The 17,185-nt window shown below is 61.7% G+C and carries 20 protein-coding genes; 13 read left to right on the forward strand and 7 right to left on the reverse strand.

All coding sequences use genetic code 11. The annotated features are described in order from the left end of the window. Nucleotides 1-25: 25 nt before the first annotated feature. From AC2ETI_RS20370 to AC2ETI_RS20380, 3 genes are all read right to left on the reverse strand, one after another. Nucleotides 26-775 (reverse strand): SDR family oxidoreductase, encoded by a 750-nt coding sequence (locus AC2ETI_RS20370; protein WP_387403334.1) that lies wholly within the window; start codon nucleotides 773-775, stop codon nucleotides 26-28. Nucleotides 776-850: 75 nt separating this feature from the next. Further along, nucleotides 851-1,699, reverse strand: coding sequence for an LLM class F420-dependent oxidoreductase (locus AC2ETI_RS20375; RefSeq protein ID WP_024487511.1), 849 nt, complete (start codon nucleotides 1,697-1,699; stop codon nucleotides 851-853). A 44-nt stretch (nucleotides 1,700-1,743) separates the two neighbouring features. Beyond that, nucleotides 1,744-2,064 (reverse strand): GYD domain-containing protein, encoded by a 321-nt coding sequence (locus AC2ETI_RS20380; protein WP_007729728.1) that lies wholly within the window; start codon nucleotides 2,062-2,064, stop codon nucleotides 1,744-1,746. A gap of 81 nt (nucleotides 2,065-2,145) precedes the next feature. Here AC2ETI_RS20380 and AC2ETI_RS20385 point away from each other — a divergent pair, with 81 nt between their 5' ends. From AC2ETI_RS20385 to AC2ETI_RS20400, 4 genes are all read left to right on the forward strand, one after another. After that, nucleotides 2,146-2,328 carry a hypothetical protein gene (locus AC2ETI_RS20385; protein WP_007729726.1) on the forward strand — a complete coding sequence of 61 codons (183 nt, stop codon included), beginning with the start codon at nucleotides 2,146-2,148 and terminating at the stop codon, nucleotides 2,326-2,328. Nucleotides 2,329-2,372: 44 nt separating this feature from the next. Further along, entirely contained in the window at nucleotides 2,373-3,188 is an 816-nt protein-coding gene (locus AC2ETI_RS20390) for a DUF72 domain-containing protein (RefSeq protein ID WP_019745594.1), read from the forward strand. Between the two features lie 70 nt (nucleotides 3,189-3,258). Next, nucleotides 3,259-3,798: a hypothetical protein gene (locus AC2ETI_RS20395; protein WP_047889040.1), complete on the forward strand. Its 540-nt coding sequence runs from the start codon at nucleotides 3,259-3,261 to the stop codon at nucleotides 3,796-3,798. A gap of 33 nt (nucleotides 3,799-3,831) precedes the next feature. Continuing rightward, nucleotides 3,832-4,287, forward strand: coding sequence for a PPOX class F420-dependent oxidoreductase (locus AC2ETI_RS20400; protein ID WP_007729721.1), 456 nt, complete (start codon nucleotides 3,832-3,834; stop codon nucleotides 4,285-4,287). Between the two features lie 2 nt (nucleotides 4,288-4,289). Here AC2ETI_RS20400 and AC2ETI_RS20405 read toward each other — a convergent pair whose 3' ends face one another. Next, nucleotides 4,290-4,733 carry a winged helix-turn-helix transcriptional regulator gene (locus tag AC2ETI_RS20405; protein WP_019745592.1) on the reverse strand — a complete coding sequence of 148 codons (444 nt, stop codon included), beginning with the start codon at nucleotides 4,731-4,733 and terminating at the stop codon, nucleotides 4,290-4,292. A gap of 118 nt (nucleotides 4,734-4,851) precedes the next feature. On the opposite strand from AC2ETI_RS20405, the gene AC2ETI_RS20410 reads away from it, so the two are divergent. After that, nucleotides 4,852-5,256, forward strand: coding sequence for a PaaI family thioesterase (locus AC2ETI_RS20410; protein ID WP_069145498.1), 405 nt, complete (start codon nucleotides 4,852-4,854; stop codon nucleotides 5,254-5,256). Between the two features lies 1 nt (nucleotide 5,257). Here the strand turns inward: AC2ETI_RS20410 and AC2ETI_RS20415 are convergent, their stop codons facing one another. Further along, the gene (locus AC2ETI_RS20415; protein WP_317552251.1) at nucleotides 5,258-5,773 is read right to left on the reverse strand and encodes a MarR family winged helix-turn-helix transcriptional regulator; all 516 of its coding nucleotides are present in this window, start codon (nucleotides 5,771-5,773) and stop codon (nucleotides 5,258-5,260) included. Nucleotides 5,774-5,831: 58 nt separating this feature from the next. Between AC2ETI_RS20415 and AC2ETI_RS20420 the strand changes: the two genes are divergently transcribed. Continuing rightward, nucleotides 5,832-7,265 (forward strand): FUSC family protein, encoded by a 1,434-nt coding sequence (locus tag AC2ETI_RS20420; RefSeq protein WP_483634313.1) that lies wholly within the window; start codon nucleotides 5,832-5,834, stop codon nucleotides 7,263-7,265. A 75-nt stretch (nucleotides 7,266-7,340) separates the two neighbouring features. Continuing rightward, nucleotides 7,341-7,940, forward strand: coding sequence for a TetR/AcrR family transcriptional regulator (locus AC2ETI_RS20425; protein WP_030536496.1), 600 nt, complete (start codon nucleotides 7,341-7,343; stop codon nucleotides 7,938-7,940). A 21-nt stretch (nucleotides 7,941-7,961) separates the two neighbouring features. On the opposite strand, the gene AC2ETI_RS20430 is transcribed toward AC2ETI_RS20425, so the two are convergent. Beyond that, nucleotides 7,962-8,402, reverse strand: coding sequence for a VOC family protein (locus AC2ETI_RS20430; protein WP_007729713.1), 441 nt, complete (start codon nucleotides 8,400-8,402; stop codon nucleotides 7,962-7,964). Nucleotides 8,403-8,576: 174 nt separating this feature from the next. On the opposite strand from AC2ETI_RS20430, the gene AC2ETI_RS20435 reads away from it, so the two are divergent. Then, nucleotides 8,577-9,740, forward strand: a complete 1,164-nt coding sequence (locus AC2ETI_RS20435) for an alpha/beta hydrolase family protein (protein ID WP_003940397.1) — start codon at nucleotides 8,577-8,579, stop codon at nucleotides 9,738-9,740. 64 nt (nucleotides 9,741-9,804) lie between these two features. On the opposite strand, the gene AC2ETI_RS20440 is transcribed toward AC2ETI_RS20435, so the two are convergent. Continuing rightward, nucleotides 9,805-10,536 carry a TetR/AcrR family transcriptional regulator gene (locus AC2ETI_RS20440; RefSeq protein WP_054825357.1) on the reverse strand — a complete coding sequence of 244 codons (732 nt, stop codon included), beginning with the start codon at nucleotides 10,534-10,536 and terminating at the stop codon, nucleotides 9,805-9,807. A 284-nt stretch (nucleotides 10,537-10,820) separates the two neighbouring features. Here AC2ETI_RS20440 and AC2ETI_RS20445 point away from each other — a divergent pair, with 284 nt between their 5' ends. The 5 genes from AC2ETI_RS20445 to AC2ETI_RS20465 are packed head-to-tail and all read left to right on the forward strand — an operon-like array spanning nucleotide 10,821 to nucleotide 17,163. Then, the gene (locus AC2ETI_RS20445; protein WP_483634314.1) at nucleotides 10,821-11,705 is read left to right on the forward strand and encodes an ABC transporter substrate-binding protein; all 885 of its coding nucleotides are present in this window, start codon (nucleotides 10,821-10,823) and stop codon (nucleotides 11,703-11,705) included. After that, nucleotides 11,702-13,264, forward strand: coding sequence for a multicopper oxidase family protein (locus tag AC2ETI_RS20450; protein WP_003940266.1), 1,563 nt, complete (start codon nucleotides 11,702-11,704; stop codon nucleotides 13,262-13,264). Before AC2ETI_RS20445 ends, AC2ETI_RS20450 begins: the two co-directional genes overlap by 4 nt. 10 nt (nucleotides 13,265-13,274) lie before the next feature. Then, nucleotides 13,275-13,622: a plastocyanin/azurin family copper-binding protein gene (locus AC2ETI_RS20455; protein WP_003940254.1), complete on the forward strand. Its 348-nt coding sequence runs from the start codon at nucleotides 13,275-13,277 to the stop codon at nucleotides 13,620-13,622. Then, the gene (locus AC2ETI_RS20460; protein WP_483634315.1) at nucleotides 13,619-15,433 is read left to right on the forward strand and encodes an ABC transporter ATP-binding protein; all 1,815 of its coding nucleotides are present in this window, start codon (nucleotides 13,619-13,621) and stop codon (nucleotides 15,431-15,433) included. The genes AC2ETI_RS20455 and AC2ETI_RS20460 overlap by 4 nt, the downstream gene beginning before the upstream one ends. Beyond that, nucleotides 15,430-17,163 (forward strand): ABC transporter ATP-binding protein, encoded by a 1,734-nt coding sequence (locus AC2ETI_RS20465; protein WP_483634316.1) that lies wholly within the window; start codon nucleotides 15,430-15,432, stop codon nucleotides 17,161-17,163. Before AC2ETI_RS20460 ends, AC2ETI_RS20465 begins: the two co-directional genes overlap by 4 nt. Nucleotides 17,164-17,185: the final 22 nt, after the last annotated feature.

A 17,185-nucleotide genomic window follows, 5' to 3' on the forward strand; every position in this document is an offset into this window, starting at 1 on the left:
CCGGACGTCGCTCGAGTGGTCGACGTCAGGCCTTCTCGGCAAGCCACGCGTCGTACGTTGTCGGCGCAATCCATGCGTCGGCGCCGGGTGTCGGGGTGAGTGCCGAGTTGTCGAGTTTCGCGCCGAAGTACCCGGCCTCGGGATCGGAGATCACCGAACGCTTGTCGCCGGTGACGACGAACAGACGCCGGACCAGTTCGTCGATACCCAGCGGTTCGGGCCCGGCGATCTCGACCGTGCCGTTACGCGGCGCACCGGTCACTACCTCGGCGACGTGAGAAACGACTTCCCGTGATGCGATGGGCTGCAGATGTGCCTGTGTTGCATGGACCGTGCCGTCGGTGGTTCCGGCGTCGGCGATTCCGGCGACGAACTCGAAGAACTGGGTCGATCGCACGATCGTATATGGGGTCGGGCCGGCTTTGACCAGGTCTTCCTGGGCGACTTTGGCTCGCATGTACCCGGAATCGGGCAGTCGATCGGCGCCGACGATGGACAGGATGACGTGGTGACCGACGCCCGCCTTCTCTTCTGCGGCGAGGATATGGCTGGTTCCGTCACGGAAGAAGGCCAAGACGTCTTCGTCCGACCACGACGGAGAATTGGTCAGATCCACGACGACGTCGGCACCATCGACTGCTTCGGCGATTCCTGCGCCGGTGGTGATGTCGATCCCGTCTGCGCGGCCGAGTGCCTTCACCTCGTGCCCGGCGTGAGCGAGCTTGGCGGCGACCTGGCTTCCGATCAGTCCGCTTCCGAAAATGACGATCTTCATGATTTTCTCCTTTACTCGGATAAGCCGTGTCCAAGTATACTCGGACACAACTTATCCAAGTCAAGGGTTGTCTGATCAGCCGAAGAGTTCGGCTGCCAGTGCTTCGTAGGTCGCGAGCGGATCACCCTCGGCGGGAAGTGCTTGGATCGCAACGTGATCGGCACCTGCCGCGACATGCTCCCGAAGTCGATCCGCGATGGACTTCGCGGTACCGCGCGCAACCAGAGCGTCGATGACGCGATCGTTTCCTTCGTTCGCCAACTCTTCGGGCGCAAAACCGAGGCGCTCGAGATTGCTCGTGTAGTTGCGCAGATACAGATACGGGTTGGCGACGGCGGGGCGACCGATTGCTCTGGCCTTCTCCGGATCGGTTTCCAGAACAACCTTGTGCTCGGGGGCAAGAATCTTCGAAGGGCCGAGGATTTCACGAGCTTCGGCGGTGTGTTCGGGGATGGTCAGGTACGGATGCGCGCCGGCAGCGCGATCTGCGGACAGTTTCAACACCTTCGGTCCCAGTGCGGCGAGGACGCGCCGCGATTCCGGGACCTGGGCCTCGTCGAGTTCGTCGAGGTACGACACGAGCGAGGCGTACGGCTTGGTGTAGTCGCCGGTCGCCTCCGGATGTCCGACGCCTACGCCGAGCAGGAATCGTCCCGGATGCGCGGCTTCAAGTCGGTGATAGGACTCCGCCACCTCGGCCGCAGGTGAGGACCAGATGTTGACGATTCCGGTCGCCACAGTGATGTGCTCGGTCGCGTCGAGAAGTTTCTCGGCGATCCGTAGATCGGCGCGTGGTGAGCCGCCGATCCAGATGGTGCCGAAACCGAGTTTCTCGATCGCTGTTCCCAGTTCGGGCGGCAAACCAGCCGCTCCTCGCCAGATTCCGTAGGTGCCCAGGTCAGGTGTTTTCGTAGTCTCCGTCACAGCGGGTGCAACTCGGCTGCTGCCGGGATCTATTCCTTCCGTCGTCATTTGCCCGGCGCGCGGTAGTCGGTCGGTCGCTTGACTGCCTCGTCGATCTGCTCCGGCGTGAGCAGTGTGATCGACTCCGAGCGTGCTGCACCTGCCGCAGCCGTGCGAATGCTCAATGCGGCTGCCGCGACGTCGTCCGGTAGGTTGCCGATGACGAACATGTCGTGACCGCCCAGTGCGAAGTGGCAGGATTCGACTGTGCCGCCGATGCTTTCGACCATTCGGGTTATCGCGTCGCGCCGCGCAGTGCCTCCCTCCTGCTGTAGACCGGCGGCGCCGGAGGGTGAGTACGTCACTTGCCAGAGGTATTTCGGCATTTCCACTCCTTGCTCGGGATGGGTACTTCGATCGTGTACCCGTAGGGCGCTCGGTGGCAATGGGTAGGGGACAATCACGGCATGGTTGGAACTCCGGTGATCGTGACTATCGTGTCCGTGTGTGTGGGTTTTGTGATCTTCATGCTGGCTGCCAGTGGTGCACGCGGAAAGTGGGACCGTCGCCTCGTGATCGCGTTGTTCGTCGGCGCGGTGGTGTGCCTGACCGTCGTACCGGTATCCGTCGCGCTCAGTGCCGGAGTTTGAAACACCGAGTGTCAAAACGCTCGAGTGCCGCTTAGTCTGAAGCGATGGCAGATATTCGGGTAGGTATCTCCGGGTGGACGTATCCCGCGTGGCGCGGAGATTTCTATCCGAAAGGTCTTGCTCACCGCAAAGAATTATCTTATGCCGCAGAGAGATTGACGTCGATCGAGATCAACGGCTCGTTCTATGCCCTGCAGAAGCCGGAAAGCTACACCAAATGGCGCAGTGAAACTCCCGAAGATTTTGTGTTCGCGATCAAGGGCGGCCGGTACATCACGCACATGAAACGACTGCTCGACGCCCGTGACGGACTCGCCAACTTTTTCGCCGCCGGAACACTCGCCCTCGGTCCCAAGCTCGGACCGATCCTGTGGCAACTACCTCCGACGCTGCAGTTCGAACCGCAGCGGTTGACCGACTTCTTCGACGGTCTTCCCCGCACCACCCAGGCTGCAGCCGATCTGGCAGCACAGCACGACGACAAGCTCACCGAAGACCGAGTGTTCGCCCAGACCGAGAGGGATGTGCCGATTCGCTACGCGGTGGAAGCGCGGCACGCCAGCTTCGAGACCGACGAAGCCGTGGACCTGATGCGCGAGCACTCCATCGGTTTTGTCGTCGCAGACACCGCCGGCAGATATCCCCGCATCACCACTCCGACTACCGATTTTGTCTACGTGCGGATGCACGGGGACAAGGAACTGTATGCGAGTGGGTACACCGACGAAGCTCTGGACAAGTGGTCCAAGCGCTTTCGGGATTGGATGGACGAAGGCCTCGACGTGTACGTCTACTTCGACAACGACATGAAAGGCTTTGCGCCGCACAACGCAATGTCCTTGTTGGAGCGGCTGCGCTGACGGATCGCCTGGCCTGTCGGTGGGATGTGGAAGGCTTCCGCATGAACGCGAGGACCGAGGAGATACCACGATGACGCCAGAACAGCGGACGCCAGAACAGCGGACGCCGGAACAGCGGACGCCAGAACAGAGCTGGCCGACGCATTGGCCGAAGGTCGCCCGTGACATCGCCGATGCCACGGCCGACGCACTCGCCGCGGTGCGGGCGGCAAATCGTGACGGACTGCTCGTGGCTGTCGAGGAACTGCGCGGGCTCTCGTTCGAGCAGGTCAGCTCGGTTCACGCGGCGATCGTGCGCGAATTGCTCGAGGACACGCATCCGGACGGCTTGTCCAGCGAGGACGTGCAGGATGCGCTTACTGCCTGCGCCAAGTCCACAATCGTGTGGCTGCCGGATCTGGACGTGCAGGCGCTCGCTGCGGTCTACACCGGGGCGCTCGGGATTTCGGATTTGGAGGACGATTCGTTCCGCATCGGGCACGGCGCGTACCTGCGTTCGGCGGTTCTGGTCATCGGAAGTCTGTCGACCGGAGTGAAGAAAGCTCAGAGCGCGTACGTCATTCGTGCAATCGACGAAATCGCACGTGCTCAGACCATCGAGATGCCCTGAGCGTCAGCTCGTAAATCGAATTAGGCTGAGGTCATGTCCAAGATCGCCAGCGCAGATCGTGTTTCGTTTGCCGAACTCCTCGAGTTCATCAGGCCGCGTCATCGGGCCACGTTCGTCACGGTGAAGAAATCCGGCGAGTTGCAGATCTCTCCGGTGACGTGCGGGGTCGACGACGAGGGCCGGATCGTCATCTCCACGTACCCGGAACGGGCCAAGGCCGCGAATGTTCGCCGCACCCCGGCGGTGTCTCTGTGTATCCACTCCGACGAGTGGAACGGCCCGTACGTCCAGGTGAACGGAACCGCGGAGTTGATCGACCTCCCGGACTCGGTGGAACCGTTGGTCGACTACTACCGATCCATCGCCGGTGATCATCCCGACTGGGACGAGTACCGCGAAGCCATGCGCAAGCAGGGCAAGAGCCTGATCCGCGTCACCGTCGACTCCTGGGGTCCGATCGCAACAGGTGGGTTTCCGCCCGGACGCTGACGCTATCGAGCGGGTGGCGAGAGTTCGACTACGTGCGCATCTCTGGCGGCCAGCGGTTCTTTGCAGTGTGCGCAGACAACTTGGGCGTGCAGGATCTCACCGCAACGATGCTCGACGACGGTAGGCGGCGGACCCGTCGTCGCAAAGGTATCTCCCCATTCCATGAGTGCCATCAGGATCGGGTAGAGCGCCTTCCCTGATTCGGTGGCGACGTATTCGTAGCGCGGTGGATGGTCTTCGTAGCGACGCTTCGTGAGGACGTCGGCCTCGACGAGGGTGCGCAGACGCGCGGCGAGGATGTCGCGGCTCGCACCCGTGCCCGCGGCGATCTCGTCGAACCGTCGTTGCCCGAGGACGATTTCTCGGAGCACCAACAGTGACCACTTCTCGCCGACGACCTCCAAGGCGTTGGCGATGGAGCAGTTGCGTCCTTTTGTCGCCGTCATCTCTGGGGCCCCTGTTAGTTGGAAAAGTTAGTTGGGAATTCCAACTTAGCACTTGACGGTATGTATTCGAGGGCGGAAGGTAGGTCGAGAAATCCAACGGAGCAGATGAGGGGTCGTCATGACGGAATTGAATCTCGAGGCAGCAAGCGGATTTGTCAGCGCTGCCGGATTGCAACTGGACGAGGTGTCCGGCACGAAGGTCGTCGGGCACATCGATCTGTCCGAGGCGCATCACACTCCGTGGGGTGTAGTCCACGGCGGTGTCTACACGACCGCCGTCGAGTCGGCCGCGAGTATCGGAGCCAGCACTGCAGTGGCAGATCGCGGCGAATTCGCCGTCGGCGTCCACAACGGAACGGATTTCCTGCGGGCGCGTACGGGTGGGCGCGTGGACGTCGTGGCTCTCCCGATTCAGCAGGGACGCGTTCAGCAGTTGTGGTCGGTGGTCATCACCGATCCGGAATCGGGCAAAGAGGTGGCGCGCGGTCAGGTGCGATTGCAGAACGTACCGCTGCCGAAGTAGGTCAGTCCCAGATTCCAGAGTCGATGTTGCGTGAGATTCGTTTGAGCAGTGCCGTCAACTGGGCGCGTTCGTCCTCGTCGAGTCCGGTCAGTACTTGACGGTCTCGCTCGACGCGTCGGGGAAACTCTGCCTCGACCAATGCGCGACCGGCATCGGTGAGTTGAAGCAGAACCACTCGTCCGTCGTGTTCGAAGCGCTGACGCTCGACAAAGCCCAGCTTGGCCAGGCGGTCTGCGTGTTTTGTGGTGGCGGCGCCGCTGACCATCGTGACGGCGGTGACTTCGCTCGCCCGCAGGGGACGGTCACTGCGAGCGAGTGCACTCATCACGTCGAATTCGGCGCGAGAGACCCCGCTGGACGCCAGTGCGCGGTCGAGCTGGTGAAGAGACTGCGCGTTGATGCGGGCGATCCGGCCCATCACTTCGACGGGGGCGGTGTCGAACTCCGGGTAGGCGCGCTTCCATTCGCGACGGACTTTGTCGATGAAGTCGTCTTCGGATCTGTTCGCCGCGCCCATGGCCCCATCTTAGCGACAGATTTCACATTACTTCACAAGTAATTTACTAGTGAAATAAATGTATGCTGGGTGGGTGACCCGAACCGAAACCGCAGCCAGGACGCCCAGCCGTCTCACTCATTCGAGTGAGGCCATTGCACATACCGTCTCCGGGGCGACGTGGCGAGCGGCTTTTCGTATCGGATCCGCGGACGCGACCATCGCCCCGGCGATCAGAGTCGGACTCGCCACCGCCGTAGTCCTCGTGGTCGGCGGACTGCTCGGGCAGCGGGAATTGGCCGGCTTCGCGGCCTTGGGTGCGCTGTGTGCCGCGTTCGGCAGGTACGAGCCGTATCCACGGTTGGCCGGCAAGCTGGCAATGGTGGGTGCTGCACTGGTGGTTTCGATTGCCTTCGGCGGCGCCATGGGTGTCGCGGGCGTTCCGATGTGGTTGCAGATCGGCATCCTCTCTTTGCTTGCGGGTGCGTCGTACTGCTTCATGTCGGGCTTCCGGATCACCGGGCCAGGGCCCGTCATCCTCGTCTTCGCGGCGACCGGTGCAGCCGGATATGCCTCCAGCGTTGATGATTTGGCGCGGTTGGTCACTGCCGGTGCGCTCGGAGTTCTGGTCGGTTGGGCGGCCGCGATGCTCCCAGCGCTCGTACTGCCGATGGGACCTGCCCGCCTGGCAGTTGCCCGTGCAGTTTCTGCGGTGGGGCGTCTCGAACAGTCCGGCGCAGACGGAGTGGAACCGGCGCTCGGATCGATTGCCAACGCCCGCTTGGTTATTGCGTCGAGTGGCCGGATCAAGTCGACCGTCGATCACGGACGCGAACTGGTGGCGGTGCTCGACGAAGCAGAAGCGGCAGTTCAGGAGTGGCAGTTGCACGGCGACGCCACCCTGATTCGCAGCATTGCTCGGCACGAGAAGGAGCTTCGGAAGCTCAAGCGTTCCAGCATGATCGAACACGATCTCGCACCGGCAAAGAACCTGGCCGCGCCCGAAGGCTATTTTCTCGAAGGATTGAATCGGCTGTATTCGCGCCCGGTGCGGATGAATGCACTCCGCATCGTGGCAGCGTCGGCTCTGGCCGGTTGGCTCGCGGCGGGAGCCGGGTTGGAGCATCCGCTCTGGGCGTCGATGGGTGCCATCGCCGCGATGCAGGGGCTGAACTACAAGCAGACCGTCCAGCGTGGGATTCAGCGGTTGGTGGGAAATGTCGGTGGCGCCGTCGTCGCTGCTGCTCTCATCGCATTGACGCTCGGCTACTGGCAAGCGGTTGCCGTGGTCGTGATTCTGCAGACTGCTGCTGAGCTGCTCGTGATCAAGAACTATGCACTGACATCACTGGCCGTCACCCCGATGGCACTGCTCCTCATCGGTTTCAGTGCTCCGATCGGGACCGAAGCGGCAGTGGCTCGCGTCGCGGACACTCTCATCGGCGTGGTGATCGGTGTTGTCGTCGCCGCTGTGACGATCAGTCGATCGGATCGCCACCACGTCACCGTGTAACCGGTTCTGCCGTGTTTCCGGTACTGCCGTGTTTCCGGTACTGCTGTGTTTCCGGTACTGCGTAGGCTCCTGCAGGTGGAGGACAGCACGCCGGTCGACGGCCGGAAACTGCGTTACCAGCATCGCCGTGCCGAATTGCTCGAGCAGGTAACCGCGTACGTCACGGCGAACGGCGTCGGTGAACTGTCCATGCGGCCATTGGCCAAGGATCTGGGGATCAGTCATGCGACACTCATCCATCATTTCGGTTCGAAGGAACAACTGCTCACTGAAGTAGTTGCCACCCTGCGAGACAGTTCTTCTCTCGACATCTCTTCCGGGACCGACATCGTCGAGATGTTGACGAGTTACTGGAATGGGCGCACATCAGCGGAATCGTTGCCGAACTTTCGCTTGATGTTCGAGATCTACGGACAGGCGTTGTTGCATCCGGAGCGGTATCGCGAGTTTCTCGACCATGTGGTGGGGGACTGGTTGGGTGGTTTGGCGGAAGCTGCGCTCGCGCACGGATGTCCACCCGATCGCGCTGATCGCTACGCGACGATCGTGTTGGCGCAGATTCGCGGGTTGACGCTCGATCTGGTGACCACCGGTGACCGCGTCAGAATCGACGCGGCGTTCGCCGAATTCGCGGCCGCGATGGGCGCTCTGGCCAGCTCCTGGAAGGCGATCTGACGCTCCGAATGCCGTGACGCTTCAGGCGATCTGCTCGAACAGGGACACGATGATCCCTTCAGGCCCCCGGACGTAGGCCATGCGCACGCTGTTCTCGTACTCGCCGATCCCGCCGATGAGTCCGTAACCGTCCGCAGCCACCGCGTCGACCGCAACCTGGAGATCGCCCACCTCGAAAGACACGTTGCGTATCCCGATCTCGTTGGCCATCGGAGCAGGCGATCCGGGTACGTGCTCGGGCGTGACGAAGGACGAGAGCTCGAGCCGTGATCCTTCGCCCGGCGGGCGCAGCATGGCGATTTCGCACTTGGCTCCAGGGATACCGCAGACGGTTTCCACGAACTCACCCTCCACGGATCCGGTGCCCTCCACCTCGAGACCCAGACCGACGAAGAATGCCGTCGCTGATTCGAGGTCCGCGACGGTGATGCCGATGTGGTCGAAACGCTGTACGTGTGCCATGGACACATCCTCCTACTGTTTTTTCGTGCGGTTCGATGCTGGGTCGGAGTTGGGGCCGGAATCTCGACATATACGTTTCACGAAGCTGCAAGATTTTGCTTGACCGATCGGTTAAACAAAATCTACGATAACGTCCAACGAGGTCGCCCACCGCACGAACCGGAGTCGTCAGACGTGAAATTCCAGTCGAAGTCGTTTGCCCGCATATCCATCGCAGCCCTCTGTGCTGCAACGATCGGCTCCGCCGTTGCTGCGCCCATCGCGTCCGCACAGGCACCGAGCGCGTCGCAAGCCACCGGCACTGTGGTGTCGAGTGAGCCGCTACCGAAAGATCTGTGGATTCCGGGTACCGCCGACGCCAAGCGATTCACGTACTGGACCATCGGTTCCAACGGCGGGCCTGCGCTGAGCAGTGGCGCATACTACGTCCCGGCCGGTCCGGCACCGGAAGGTGGTTGGCCCGTCATTGCGTGGGCGCACGGCACCACGGGACTCGACGATTCCTGTGCCCCTTCGCTGGTCGGTCCTGGCCTGCCCGAGCGCGACTACCCCTACCTGGGGCGTTGGCTCTCCGAGGGCTACGCCGTAGTCGCCACCGACTACGTCGGTCTGGGAACACCGGGGCTGATGCCGTATCTCGACGGAAAGGTGGAGGCGCACAGCGTCGTCGACTCGGTCAAGGCTGCTCGGGTGATCGACCCCACCATCTCGAATCGGTGGGCAGTGGTCGGACAGTCGCAGGGCGGCGGAGCGGCCATCACGACGGCGCGCTACGCCACTGAATACGGTGGGGATTCTCTCGACTATCGCGGCGGGGTGGGTACCGGAGTGCCGGCCAACATCGAGTTGACCCTCCTGCCTGCCGGTCCGGGCTTCCCTCCCATCGCCCTCGGCGGCGGATTGACGTCGTACGCGCTCTACATCCTCGCGGGCTTGCGGGAAGCGCACCCCGAGATCGACTTGAATTCCTACCTGAACGACTTGGGAAGGGAAAAGGTCGACTCGGCCGAAAAGCTCTGCGCCGCAGACCTGGACGAGGCTTCCAAGGATCTGGTCCTCGGTGACATCTTTTCCCGCCCGCTCAGTCAGATCCCGAACTTCCAGGGTCTGCTGAACGATTACATGGGTGTACCGACCAGTGGATACGATCGCCCCATCTTCATCGGCCAGGGCCTGCTTGACGTGGATGTCCCTGCACCGTCTGCACTTTCGCTGGTTGCAGCGTTGGTCGCCAACGGTGAACCGGTCACGTTCAAGACCTACAACACCGATCACAGCGGCGCTTTGGTCGAATCACAGGCTGACACGATTCCGTTCGTCGCGAACCTGTTCCGCTAGGCATACCGAGAATCCAGATCATCCGCGGGGTCGCTGTCGCACAAGTGCGACAGCGACCCCGCGGTCATTTCTGTGACTCCTTGATTGCGTACAGCCGCGCCTCGAGGCCGTCGAGGACACGGTCGAGTGTGTAGCGATAGTGTTCTGCCCGTGTTGCTTCCGCAGCATCCGGTGGACCGGCGAACTTCCCGATCAGTGTCTCCATCGATGAACGAGGATCTGAGGGTCCGTCGTTACTCAGTCGTTCCAGCATCGCGCTGTGATCGGGTGAAGGCTGTCCGCTGGGAATGCGCCTGGCGTCGTTCATGGCGATCAGTGTGATTGTCGAGGTGAAGGCGACGGTGTAAGCCTGAGCGGCTTCTTCCCCGAACCCGGCGTCGATCAGCGATGCCAATCCTGCCTCCATGAGTTCCCGGCTGCGCTGGGTGGCAACTCCGTTCATCAGCAGCCACTGCGCCGCGCCTGGACACTCGATCAATGCCTCTCGCATCTGCAAGAGCAGATGTGTCAGCCATCGACGCCAATCTTCCTGTGCGGATGGCACGTTCACGGCCGACACCGCACTGTCGACCACCGCAGCCGAGAGTGCGTCCCGATCTCCGACGAGTCGATAGACGACGGAGAACGACGTATCGAGTTCGCCGAGCAGCTGCCGCAGCGACCAGCCCTCGACTCCGTGCTCGCGACTGAGCCCGAACGCCACGGTCACCACTGCGTCCGCAGTGATCCCGGTGTTGTAACTCCGGCGGCGCTCTGATGTCGCGGCGGACTTCTTGTCAGGTGATGGCGCAGTCATGGTCCGACCGAGCTTAGCGGCGTCGGATCGGTGTGCGTAGTCGACGCAAGCGATTGACGGATGAACTTAGGTGAGGTTTACTTGCCAAATCCGAGCAGTGCTCGGATTTATGCGAACCCCCCGATTTTTCGAAGCTGAAGGACACCATGAAGTTGAAAACGCGACCCGGTTACCTATCGAGGCTGGGTGCTTCGCTGCTGGTCAGTGTCGTTGCCCTGACTGCGGCCGCCTGTAGCTCAAGTGAGGCGGGACCGACGACGGAACCTGCCGAGGGAACGCGTGTTGTGTCCCATGAATTCGGTGAGACGTCGGTTCCAGGCGACCTCGGGCGAATTGTTTCCCTCGACGAATACGCCGCACTCGGTCTCCTTGCCGTCGGCATCACCCCTGATGTGGTCTTCACGTCGTGGGGATCGGAGATCGGCCAGGACATCTTGGCGTCAGCGGGTACCGAGGTGGTCACGGTGCCGCCGCTCGGTGCACCCCCGATCGAGCAGGTCCTCGCCCAGGATCCCGGACTGGTCATCTTCACGTCGATGGGCGATCGGAGCTACTACGACTCCCTCGCATCGACCGTCCCCACAGTGCCGGTCCCGGCCGTCACCACTCCGTGGCGCGAGAATCTTGCCTTCTTCGGACGCGCTTTTGATCGTCAGTCGGTTGCCGACAAGCTGACCGTCGCCTTGGAGGGCAAGATCGCTGACGTCTCTGCTCGGTCCGGTGGTGAAGCGAACACCGTGTCGGTGCTGATGAGCAGTTCTGGAATCCTTGCCACCACCACCGAGCAGGCGCCGCCGTCGTTGCTGTTGGCGGAGAGCGGCTTCGGGCGTCCGGAATCCCAGCGAGCGAATGCGGCTGGAGGACTGCCGTATGCGCCCCTGTCCGACGAGGCGATCCCGGCGCAGGATGCTCGGATCATAGCCGTGTTCGACGAGGGCGTGTACGAGTTCGGCAAGGTTGCCGGTGTTCCCGGATTCTCGAGTCTTTCAGCGGTGCAGGAGAACCGAGTGGCCAAGGTCAACGGAGACATGTGGCTTGCCACTCATCCCTTCGCCACCTTCTGGATGATCGAGGACATGGATGCCATGGCTGCCGGCAATCTGACCGGCAGCGGAACCGAAGCTGTTGCCGCGACGCGCTATCAGGAATTCACGGCGCTGACGGCATGAGTTCGAGTGCGTTGAGTCGGCGCCTGGCTCTGCGATGGGGAGCGGTGACGCTCGGCTCTGCGGCTGTGGGTTCTGCGGCTTTGGGTTCTGTGGCATTGAGTGCGTGCAGCCGTGGTTCGGCGAACGAATCCAGTTCTGAGATTTCACCGTTCGACGACGAAGTTCGTGCTGCCGAACAGGCGAGATTTCATAGCGGGCGCACAGTCGAACGGAATCTGACAGCTGCACCGGCTCGGGTGAGTCTGGGCGCCAGAGAGGTCGACACATGGTCGTACGGTGCGGAAGCAGTTGGCCCGGAGCTTCGAATCTCCAAGGGAGACCGGCTCAACGTTCTTTTGCAGAACGACCTTCCGACGGAGACCTCGGTGCACTGGCACGGCATTGCGATCCGCAACGACATGGACGGCGTCCCGCCGGTCACCCAGGAACGAATCCAACCAGGTGCCGAGTTCACCTACGACTTCGTGGCCCCGGATCACGGAACATATTGGTACCACTCCCATTCAGGCTTGCAGGCCGATCGAGGGCTATTCGGTGCACTCGTGGTCGAGGACCCGAACGACCGGACCGGAGCCGACGAGGACGTCGTCATCGTGATCGACGACTGGCTCGACGGGCTGGGAACAACCCCGGATGCAGTGCTTCGCGCATTGTCACCGGACGTGCAGGGAGGACACCACGGGCACGGCGGAGCTCCACCGGAAGTCGATGATGCAGAGATTGATTCTGCCGCAGAACTTCTCGCCAGCGGTCACGGTAATTCCGAGGCGCTCGGTGGAATGGCAACGCACATCACGTATCCACTGCACCTGATCAACGGACGGCCTGTGGAAGATCCCTTCGTCGTCAGCGCGACGGCCGGAACTCGGCTTCGATTGCGGGTGATCAATGCCGGGGCGGAGACTCCGTACCGTTTCTCGGTCGCCGGGCACGAGATGACCGTTGTCAGTGCTGACGGGCAGGACGTTGCCTACACAGCCGGAGACGAGATTCTGATCGCACCCGCGCAGCGATACGACGTATTGGTGACGGTGCAGTCCGGCTCGTGGCCCATCGCCGCGAAGGTGGAAGGGAAGTCAGGTGGCGTCGCGTGCCTGCTTCGGACGCCGGATTCGGTAGCGGTCGTCGACCTGACTTCGCCTGCAGTGCTGTCAGGTTCCGGCGGTCGGCTCGTTCTGGAATCGGAGCTTCGCCCGTCAGGAGCGCTGGAGCAGAGGGCACCGGATCGTGCGTATTCGGTGGATCTCATTCAGGCCGGCGATCGATACGTCTGGGGAATGGCGGGCGCCGATGCAGGTCGGTTGAGAATGAAGCAGGGCGAGCGAATACGAATCGTCATGAACAACGACACCGACATGTGGCACCCGATGCACACCCATGGGCACACCTTCTCGGTTCCCTCCTACGGCGGGCTTCGCCGAGACACTGTGATCGTACTTCCGCGTACACAAATGGCGATCGACTTCGACGCCGACAATCCAGGACGGTGGATGTTTCACTGTCACAACGCGTACCACTTCGAGGCCGGGATGACTGCCGACCTCCACTACGTTCGATGAGGAGAGCAGAATGTCAGTTCGCACCGGATTGACCACATTGATCGCTGTTGCAGCGGTGTTCACACTGACGTCGTGCGGCAACGATTCGACGGGATCTACCGAGCAAGCGCCGGTCGAGATCTCGGTGAAAAACCTTGCGTACACACCGAACTCCGTCACCGTGCACACAGGACAGACCGTCACGTGGATTTTCGAGGACCAGGGAATGCCGCACGATGTCGTGTTCGCCGAGTTGGGGATCAAGAGCGATCTCCAAGGAAGCGGAACCTACAGTCAGACCTTCGACAAAGCCGGAACGTTCACCTACACGTGCACACCACATCCGAACATGACCGGCACGATCATCGTCGAAGAGTGAGTGCGGCAATGAAAGTGAACGAGTCCGCAGCCCCGGAAGACTCGCCTGGACTCGTCGACCGAGACGCTTTGGGCAGGATGATCGCGCCGGTGAGAAATCAACTCCTCCTAGGGGCGGGTCTGTCGGCACTGTCGGTGCCACTGCGATTCCTGCCCTACGTTGCGGTGGTCGAGATCGCGCGGGTGCTCCTGACCGGCTCGTCGTTGAACCTGGTCTGGATGTGGGCAGCAATCGGTGCAGCGGGCACAATTCTCGGTTTTGTCGTCTACAACGCAGCACTGACCGTGTGTCACACCGCCGACGCGCATTTCAAATACTCGATCCGCTCGCGTATCGCTCGGCATCTGTCCCGAGTTCCTCTGGGGTGGTTTGCAAATAGTGGCACCGGTGAAGTGAAGCAGGCGATGACGGACGACGTGAAGCGGATGCATCTTCTCGTCGCTCACCTTCCCGCCGACGTGGTGCCCGCGATCCTGTCGCCGATAGTGGCCCTGATCTATCTGGTGGCGATGGACTGGAAGTTCAGCCTGGTCCTGGTCGGCTACATCGGAGTGTGTCTCGCTCTCGCCGCGCCGTCGATGCGCAGAGCCTATCGAACGAACGTCGACTCCTGGAATCTTGCAATGTCGACATTGACCTCTGCGACAGTAGAACTGGGCGACGGTATCGAGGTTGTCAAGACGTACGGGAGTGGGAGTCGCGCATTCGCGCGCTACTCGAGCGCTGTCGATTCGATGGTTGCGGTGTGCGTGCGATGGATGTCGGGGATGGGAAGGCCGGTGGTCGCGATGTCGATCCTCCTCTCACCGGCGGTACTCATCGTGGTCATCACGGCGACGGGAACTGCAATGTTGTCCGGGGGTTGGATTACCCCGGTAGCTCTTGTTGCCTTTCTGGTCGTCGGAATCGGTGTTCCGTCGTCGGTTCTGCACATGGGAACGATGGCCAACCTCTACCGCGAAGGCCAACTGGGAGCGACTCACGTCGAGAGCATCCTCGGCGAACCAGAGCTGGCCGAACCTCAGGATGCAGTGCCTGCTCGCAGCACTTTGGTCGAATTCGACAGCGTCGGCTTCGAATACACCACTGGGCAGCGCGTCCTCGAGAACATCTCCTTCGAGATGCAACCGGGCACCGTGACCGCGATCGTTGGCCCCTCCGGCTCCGGAAAGACCACTTTGGCGCGTCTACTTCCGCGGTTCTGGGACGTCACGGACGGGTCTATTCGACTGGGCGGAAGCGATTTACGAGATCAGTCCAGTCGCGAAGTCTTGAGATCAATGGCCATCGTCTTCCAAGATGTTGTGCTCCTGCGGGACAGCGTGCGCGAGAATATTCGGCTCGGTCGACCGGATGCAACGGATCTGGAAGTGGAGACAGCGGCGAGGCGGGCGCAGATTCACGACGTGATCATGCGACTGCCGGACGGGTACGACACCGAGATCGGTGGTGGTTCGGGCGGTGAGCTGTCGGGTGGGGAGAAGCAACGCCTGACGATCGCCCGCGCCATCCTTCAGAACCCGCCGATCGTCATCCTGGACGAGGCGACTTCGCAGGCCGATCCCCACAGTGAATCGGCCGTTCAACGCGCACTGGGCGAGATCAGTGCGGACGGCGGCACCCTGATGGTGATCGCTCATCGACTGCACACCGTCCGATACGCAGATCAGATACTCGTTCTCGACGCCGGACGGATCGTGGAAAAGGGTACGCACGAACAGTTGTCGGCGCTCGGCGGAACCTACGCGCGGATGTGGGCGCTCCAGAACCCCCTCGTCGAAGACATCTCTCCGCGAAAGGCGCCGCAATGATTCGAGACCTGGACGAAATCCTCGGGCGCGACAATGGGATGCGAGGTCAGATAGCAGGTTTCACGCTCGCCGGGATACTCGAGGGTGTCGTCTTTGCACTGATGATTCCGATCCTGAAAGCGGTGGTTCGCGGCGATTACGACGCCGCAGTGCCGTGGGTTGTCACGGCTGCTCTCGTGGCGGTGGCCTGTGGCGCCGTACGGTGGATCGCCGAGAATCGGGCATACCGCATCGGAATCGAGGGTTTTGCCGGTGGAATCATGCATCGCCTCGGTGATCACTTGGTGCAGGTTCCGCTCGGGTGGTTCAGCAAGGCAAACCGTGGAGCGTTCACTCGCCTGGTCACCGAGGGCACGGCAATCTTGATGAGCATCCCGGGAATGATCATCGCGCAACTCGTCACCGTCACGGTGACTCCAGCGACAGTGGCGATCGCTGTGTTGTTTGTGGACTGGCGACTGTCCCTCGCGATGGTCGTCTTCGTTCCACTGGGGATTCGGGCTTACCGCAACGTGCAGTGTGCGGTTGTTCCCGAATACGAGGCGATCGGCAAGAGCGAATCCGAGTTGGCATCGCGCGTCGTCGAATATGCACAGGCGCAGCAAGTTCTACGTTCGGCCGGTAAGAGTGGCGAAGGCTGGACTCGGTTGGACGAAGCTCTTGTGTCCAACCGGGACGCACACCTGCAGGAAATCGGATCGGTCGACAAGTATCTGCTGCGCTTCATGATCGTCGTTCAGGTTGCCTTTCTCACCGTCCTGGTTCTGGCGGCACTGCTGGTCACCACCGGGTCCATCGACACAGCAAGCGTGATCGTTGTTCTCGTGTTGGCCGTGAGGTTCGTGGAGCCGATGCAGATGCTCGCAGGATTCGGTGAAGGTATCTCACTGGCCCGGGTGTCGCTCAGATCTGTCCGAGAGATGATCGATGTACCGGTGCTGGCGGAACCTGAGGTGCCGAAAGAGCCTACGTCGTATGATATTCGGTTCGATTCGGTCTCCTTCGGCTACGGCCCGGATCGCGTGATTCGTAACGTGAGTCTCGAATTCCCGGACTGCTCGGTCACTGCTCTGGTCGGTCCTTCCGGTTCCGGAAAGACAACTCTGGTTCGGCTGATCTCCAGATTCTGGGACGTAGACGAAGGTGCGGTAACCATCGGGGGAGCCGATGTTCGCGAGATCGGAACGAGAGCATTGATGTCTCGGATATCGACTGTCTCACAGCAGGTTTACCTGTTCGACGGAACCATCCTGGAGAACGTTCGGTTGGCGCGTCCGGATGCCACCGAGTCGGAGGTCCGTCAAGCAGTGGTGGACTCCAGGCTAGGCGAAGTGATCGACCGTTTGCCGAGCGGTGAGGAGACCAGGGTAGGTGAAGGCGGATCACTGCTGTCCGGCGGTGAACGTCAGCGGGTCTCGATTGCGCGGGCATTCCTCAAGGACACTCCGATAGTTCTTCTCGACGAAGCGACTTCCGCCCTCGACGGAGAGAACGAAGTCGCCATCACCGAGGCAATTCACCGATTGGCCCGTGGTCGAACGGTGGTGATCATCGCTCATCGCCTGTCGACTATTGAGGGAGCAGATCGCATCGTCTACCTCGAAGCCGGAGGGGTGGAGGAGGTCGGTTCCCACGAAGACCTGATCGCGCGAGGTGGAAAGTACTCGGGTCTGTGGGCCGAGCGCAGTGGCGCGGAGGGATGGAGGATCGACCGAGCACTCGAGCCATGAGCAAACCGTGTGGTTTGATCGA

Source organism: Rhodococcus sp. MurmanLake-1 (assembly GCF_056945715.1).

Excerpts from the sequence above, each read along its gene's own strand:
- AC2ETI_RS20370 (WP_387403334.1), bottom strand. The coding sequence starts at position 775 with ATGAAGATCGTCATTTTCGGAAGCGGACTGATCGGAAGCCAGGTCGCC.
- AC2ETI_RS20380 (WP_007729728.1), bottom strand. The coding sequence starts at position 2,064 with ATGCCGAAATACCTCTGGCAAGTGACGTACTCACCCTCCGGCGCCGCC.
- AC2ETI_RS20385 (WP_007729726.1), top strand. The coding sequence starts at position 2,146 with ATGGTTGGAACTCCGGTGATCGTGACTATCGTGTCCGTGTGTGTGGGT.
- AC2ETI_RS20390 (WP_019745594.1), top strand. The coding sequence starts at position 2,373 with ATGGCAGATATTCGGGTAGGTATCTCCGGGTGGACGTATCCCGCGTGG.
- AC2ETI_RS20395 (WP_047889040.1), top strand. The coding sequence starts at position 3,259 with ATGACGCCAGAACAGCGGACGCCAGAACAGCGGACGCCGGAACAGCGG.
- AC2ETI_RS20400 (WP_007729721.1), top strand. The coding sequence starts at position 3,832 with ATGTCCAAGATCGCCAGCGCAGATCGTGTTTCGTTTGCCGAACTCCTC.
- AC2ETI_RS20405 (WP_019745592.1), bottom strand. The coding sequence starts at position 4,733 with ATGACGGCGACAAAAGGACGCAACTGCTCCATCGCCAACGCCTTGGAG.
- AC2ETI_RS20410 (WP_069145498.1), top strand. The coding sequence starts at position 4,852 with ATGACGGAATTGAATCTCGAGGCAGCAAGCGGATTTGTCAGCGCTGCC.
- AC2ETI_RS20415 (WP_317552251.1), bottom strand. The coding sequence starts at position 5,773 with ATGGGCGCGGCGAACAGATCCGAAGACGACTTCATCGACAAAGTCCGT.
- AC2ETI_RS20420 (WP_483634313.1), top strand. The coding sequence starts at position 5,832 with ATGTATGCTGGGTGGGTGACCCGAACCGAAACCGCAGCCAGGACGCCC.
- AC2ETI_RS20430 (WP_007729713.1), bottom strand. The coding sequence starts at position 8,402 with ATGGCACACGTACAGCGTTTCGACCACATCGGCATCACCGTCGCGGAC.
- AC2ETI_RS20440 (WP_054825357.1), bottom strand. The coding sequence starts at position 10,536 with ATGACTGCGCCATCACCTGACAAGAAGTCCGCCGCGACATCAGAGCGC.
- AC2ETI_RS20450 (WP_003940266.1), top strand. The coding sequence starts at position 11,702 with ATGAGTTCGAGTGCGTTGAGTCGGCGCCTGGCTCTGCGATGGGGAGCG.
- AC2ETI_RS20455 (WP_003940254.1), top strand. The coding sequence starts at position 13,275 with ATGTCAGTTCGCACCGGATTGACCACATTGATCGCTGTTGCAGCGGTG.
- AC2ETI_RS20465 (WP_483634316.1), top strand. The coding sequence starts at position 15,430 with ATGATTCGAGACCTGGACGAAATCCTCGGGCGCGACAATGGGATGCGA.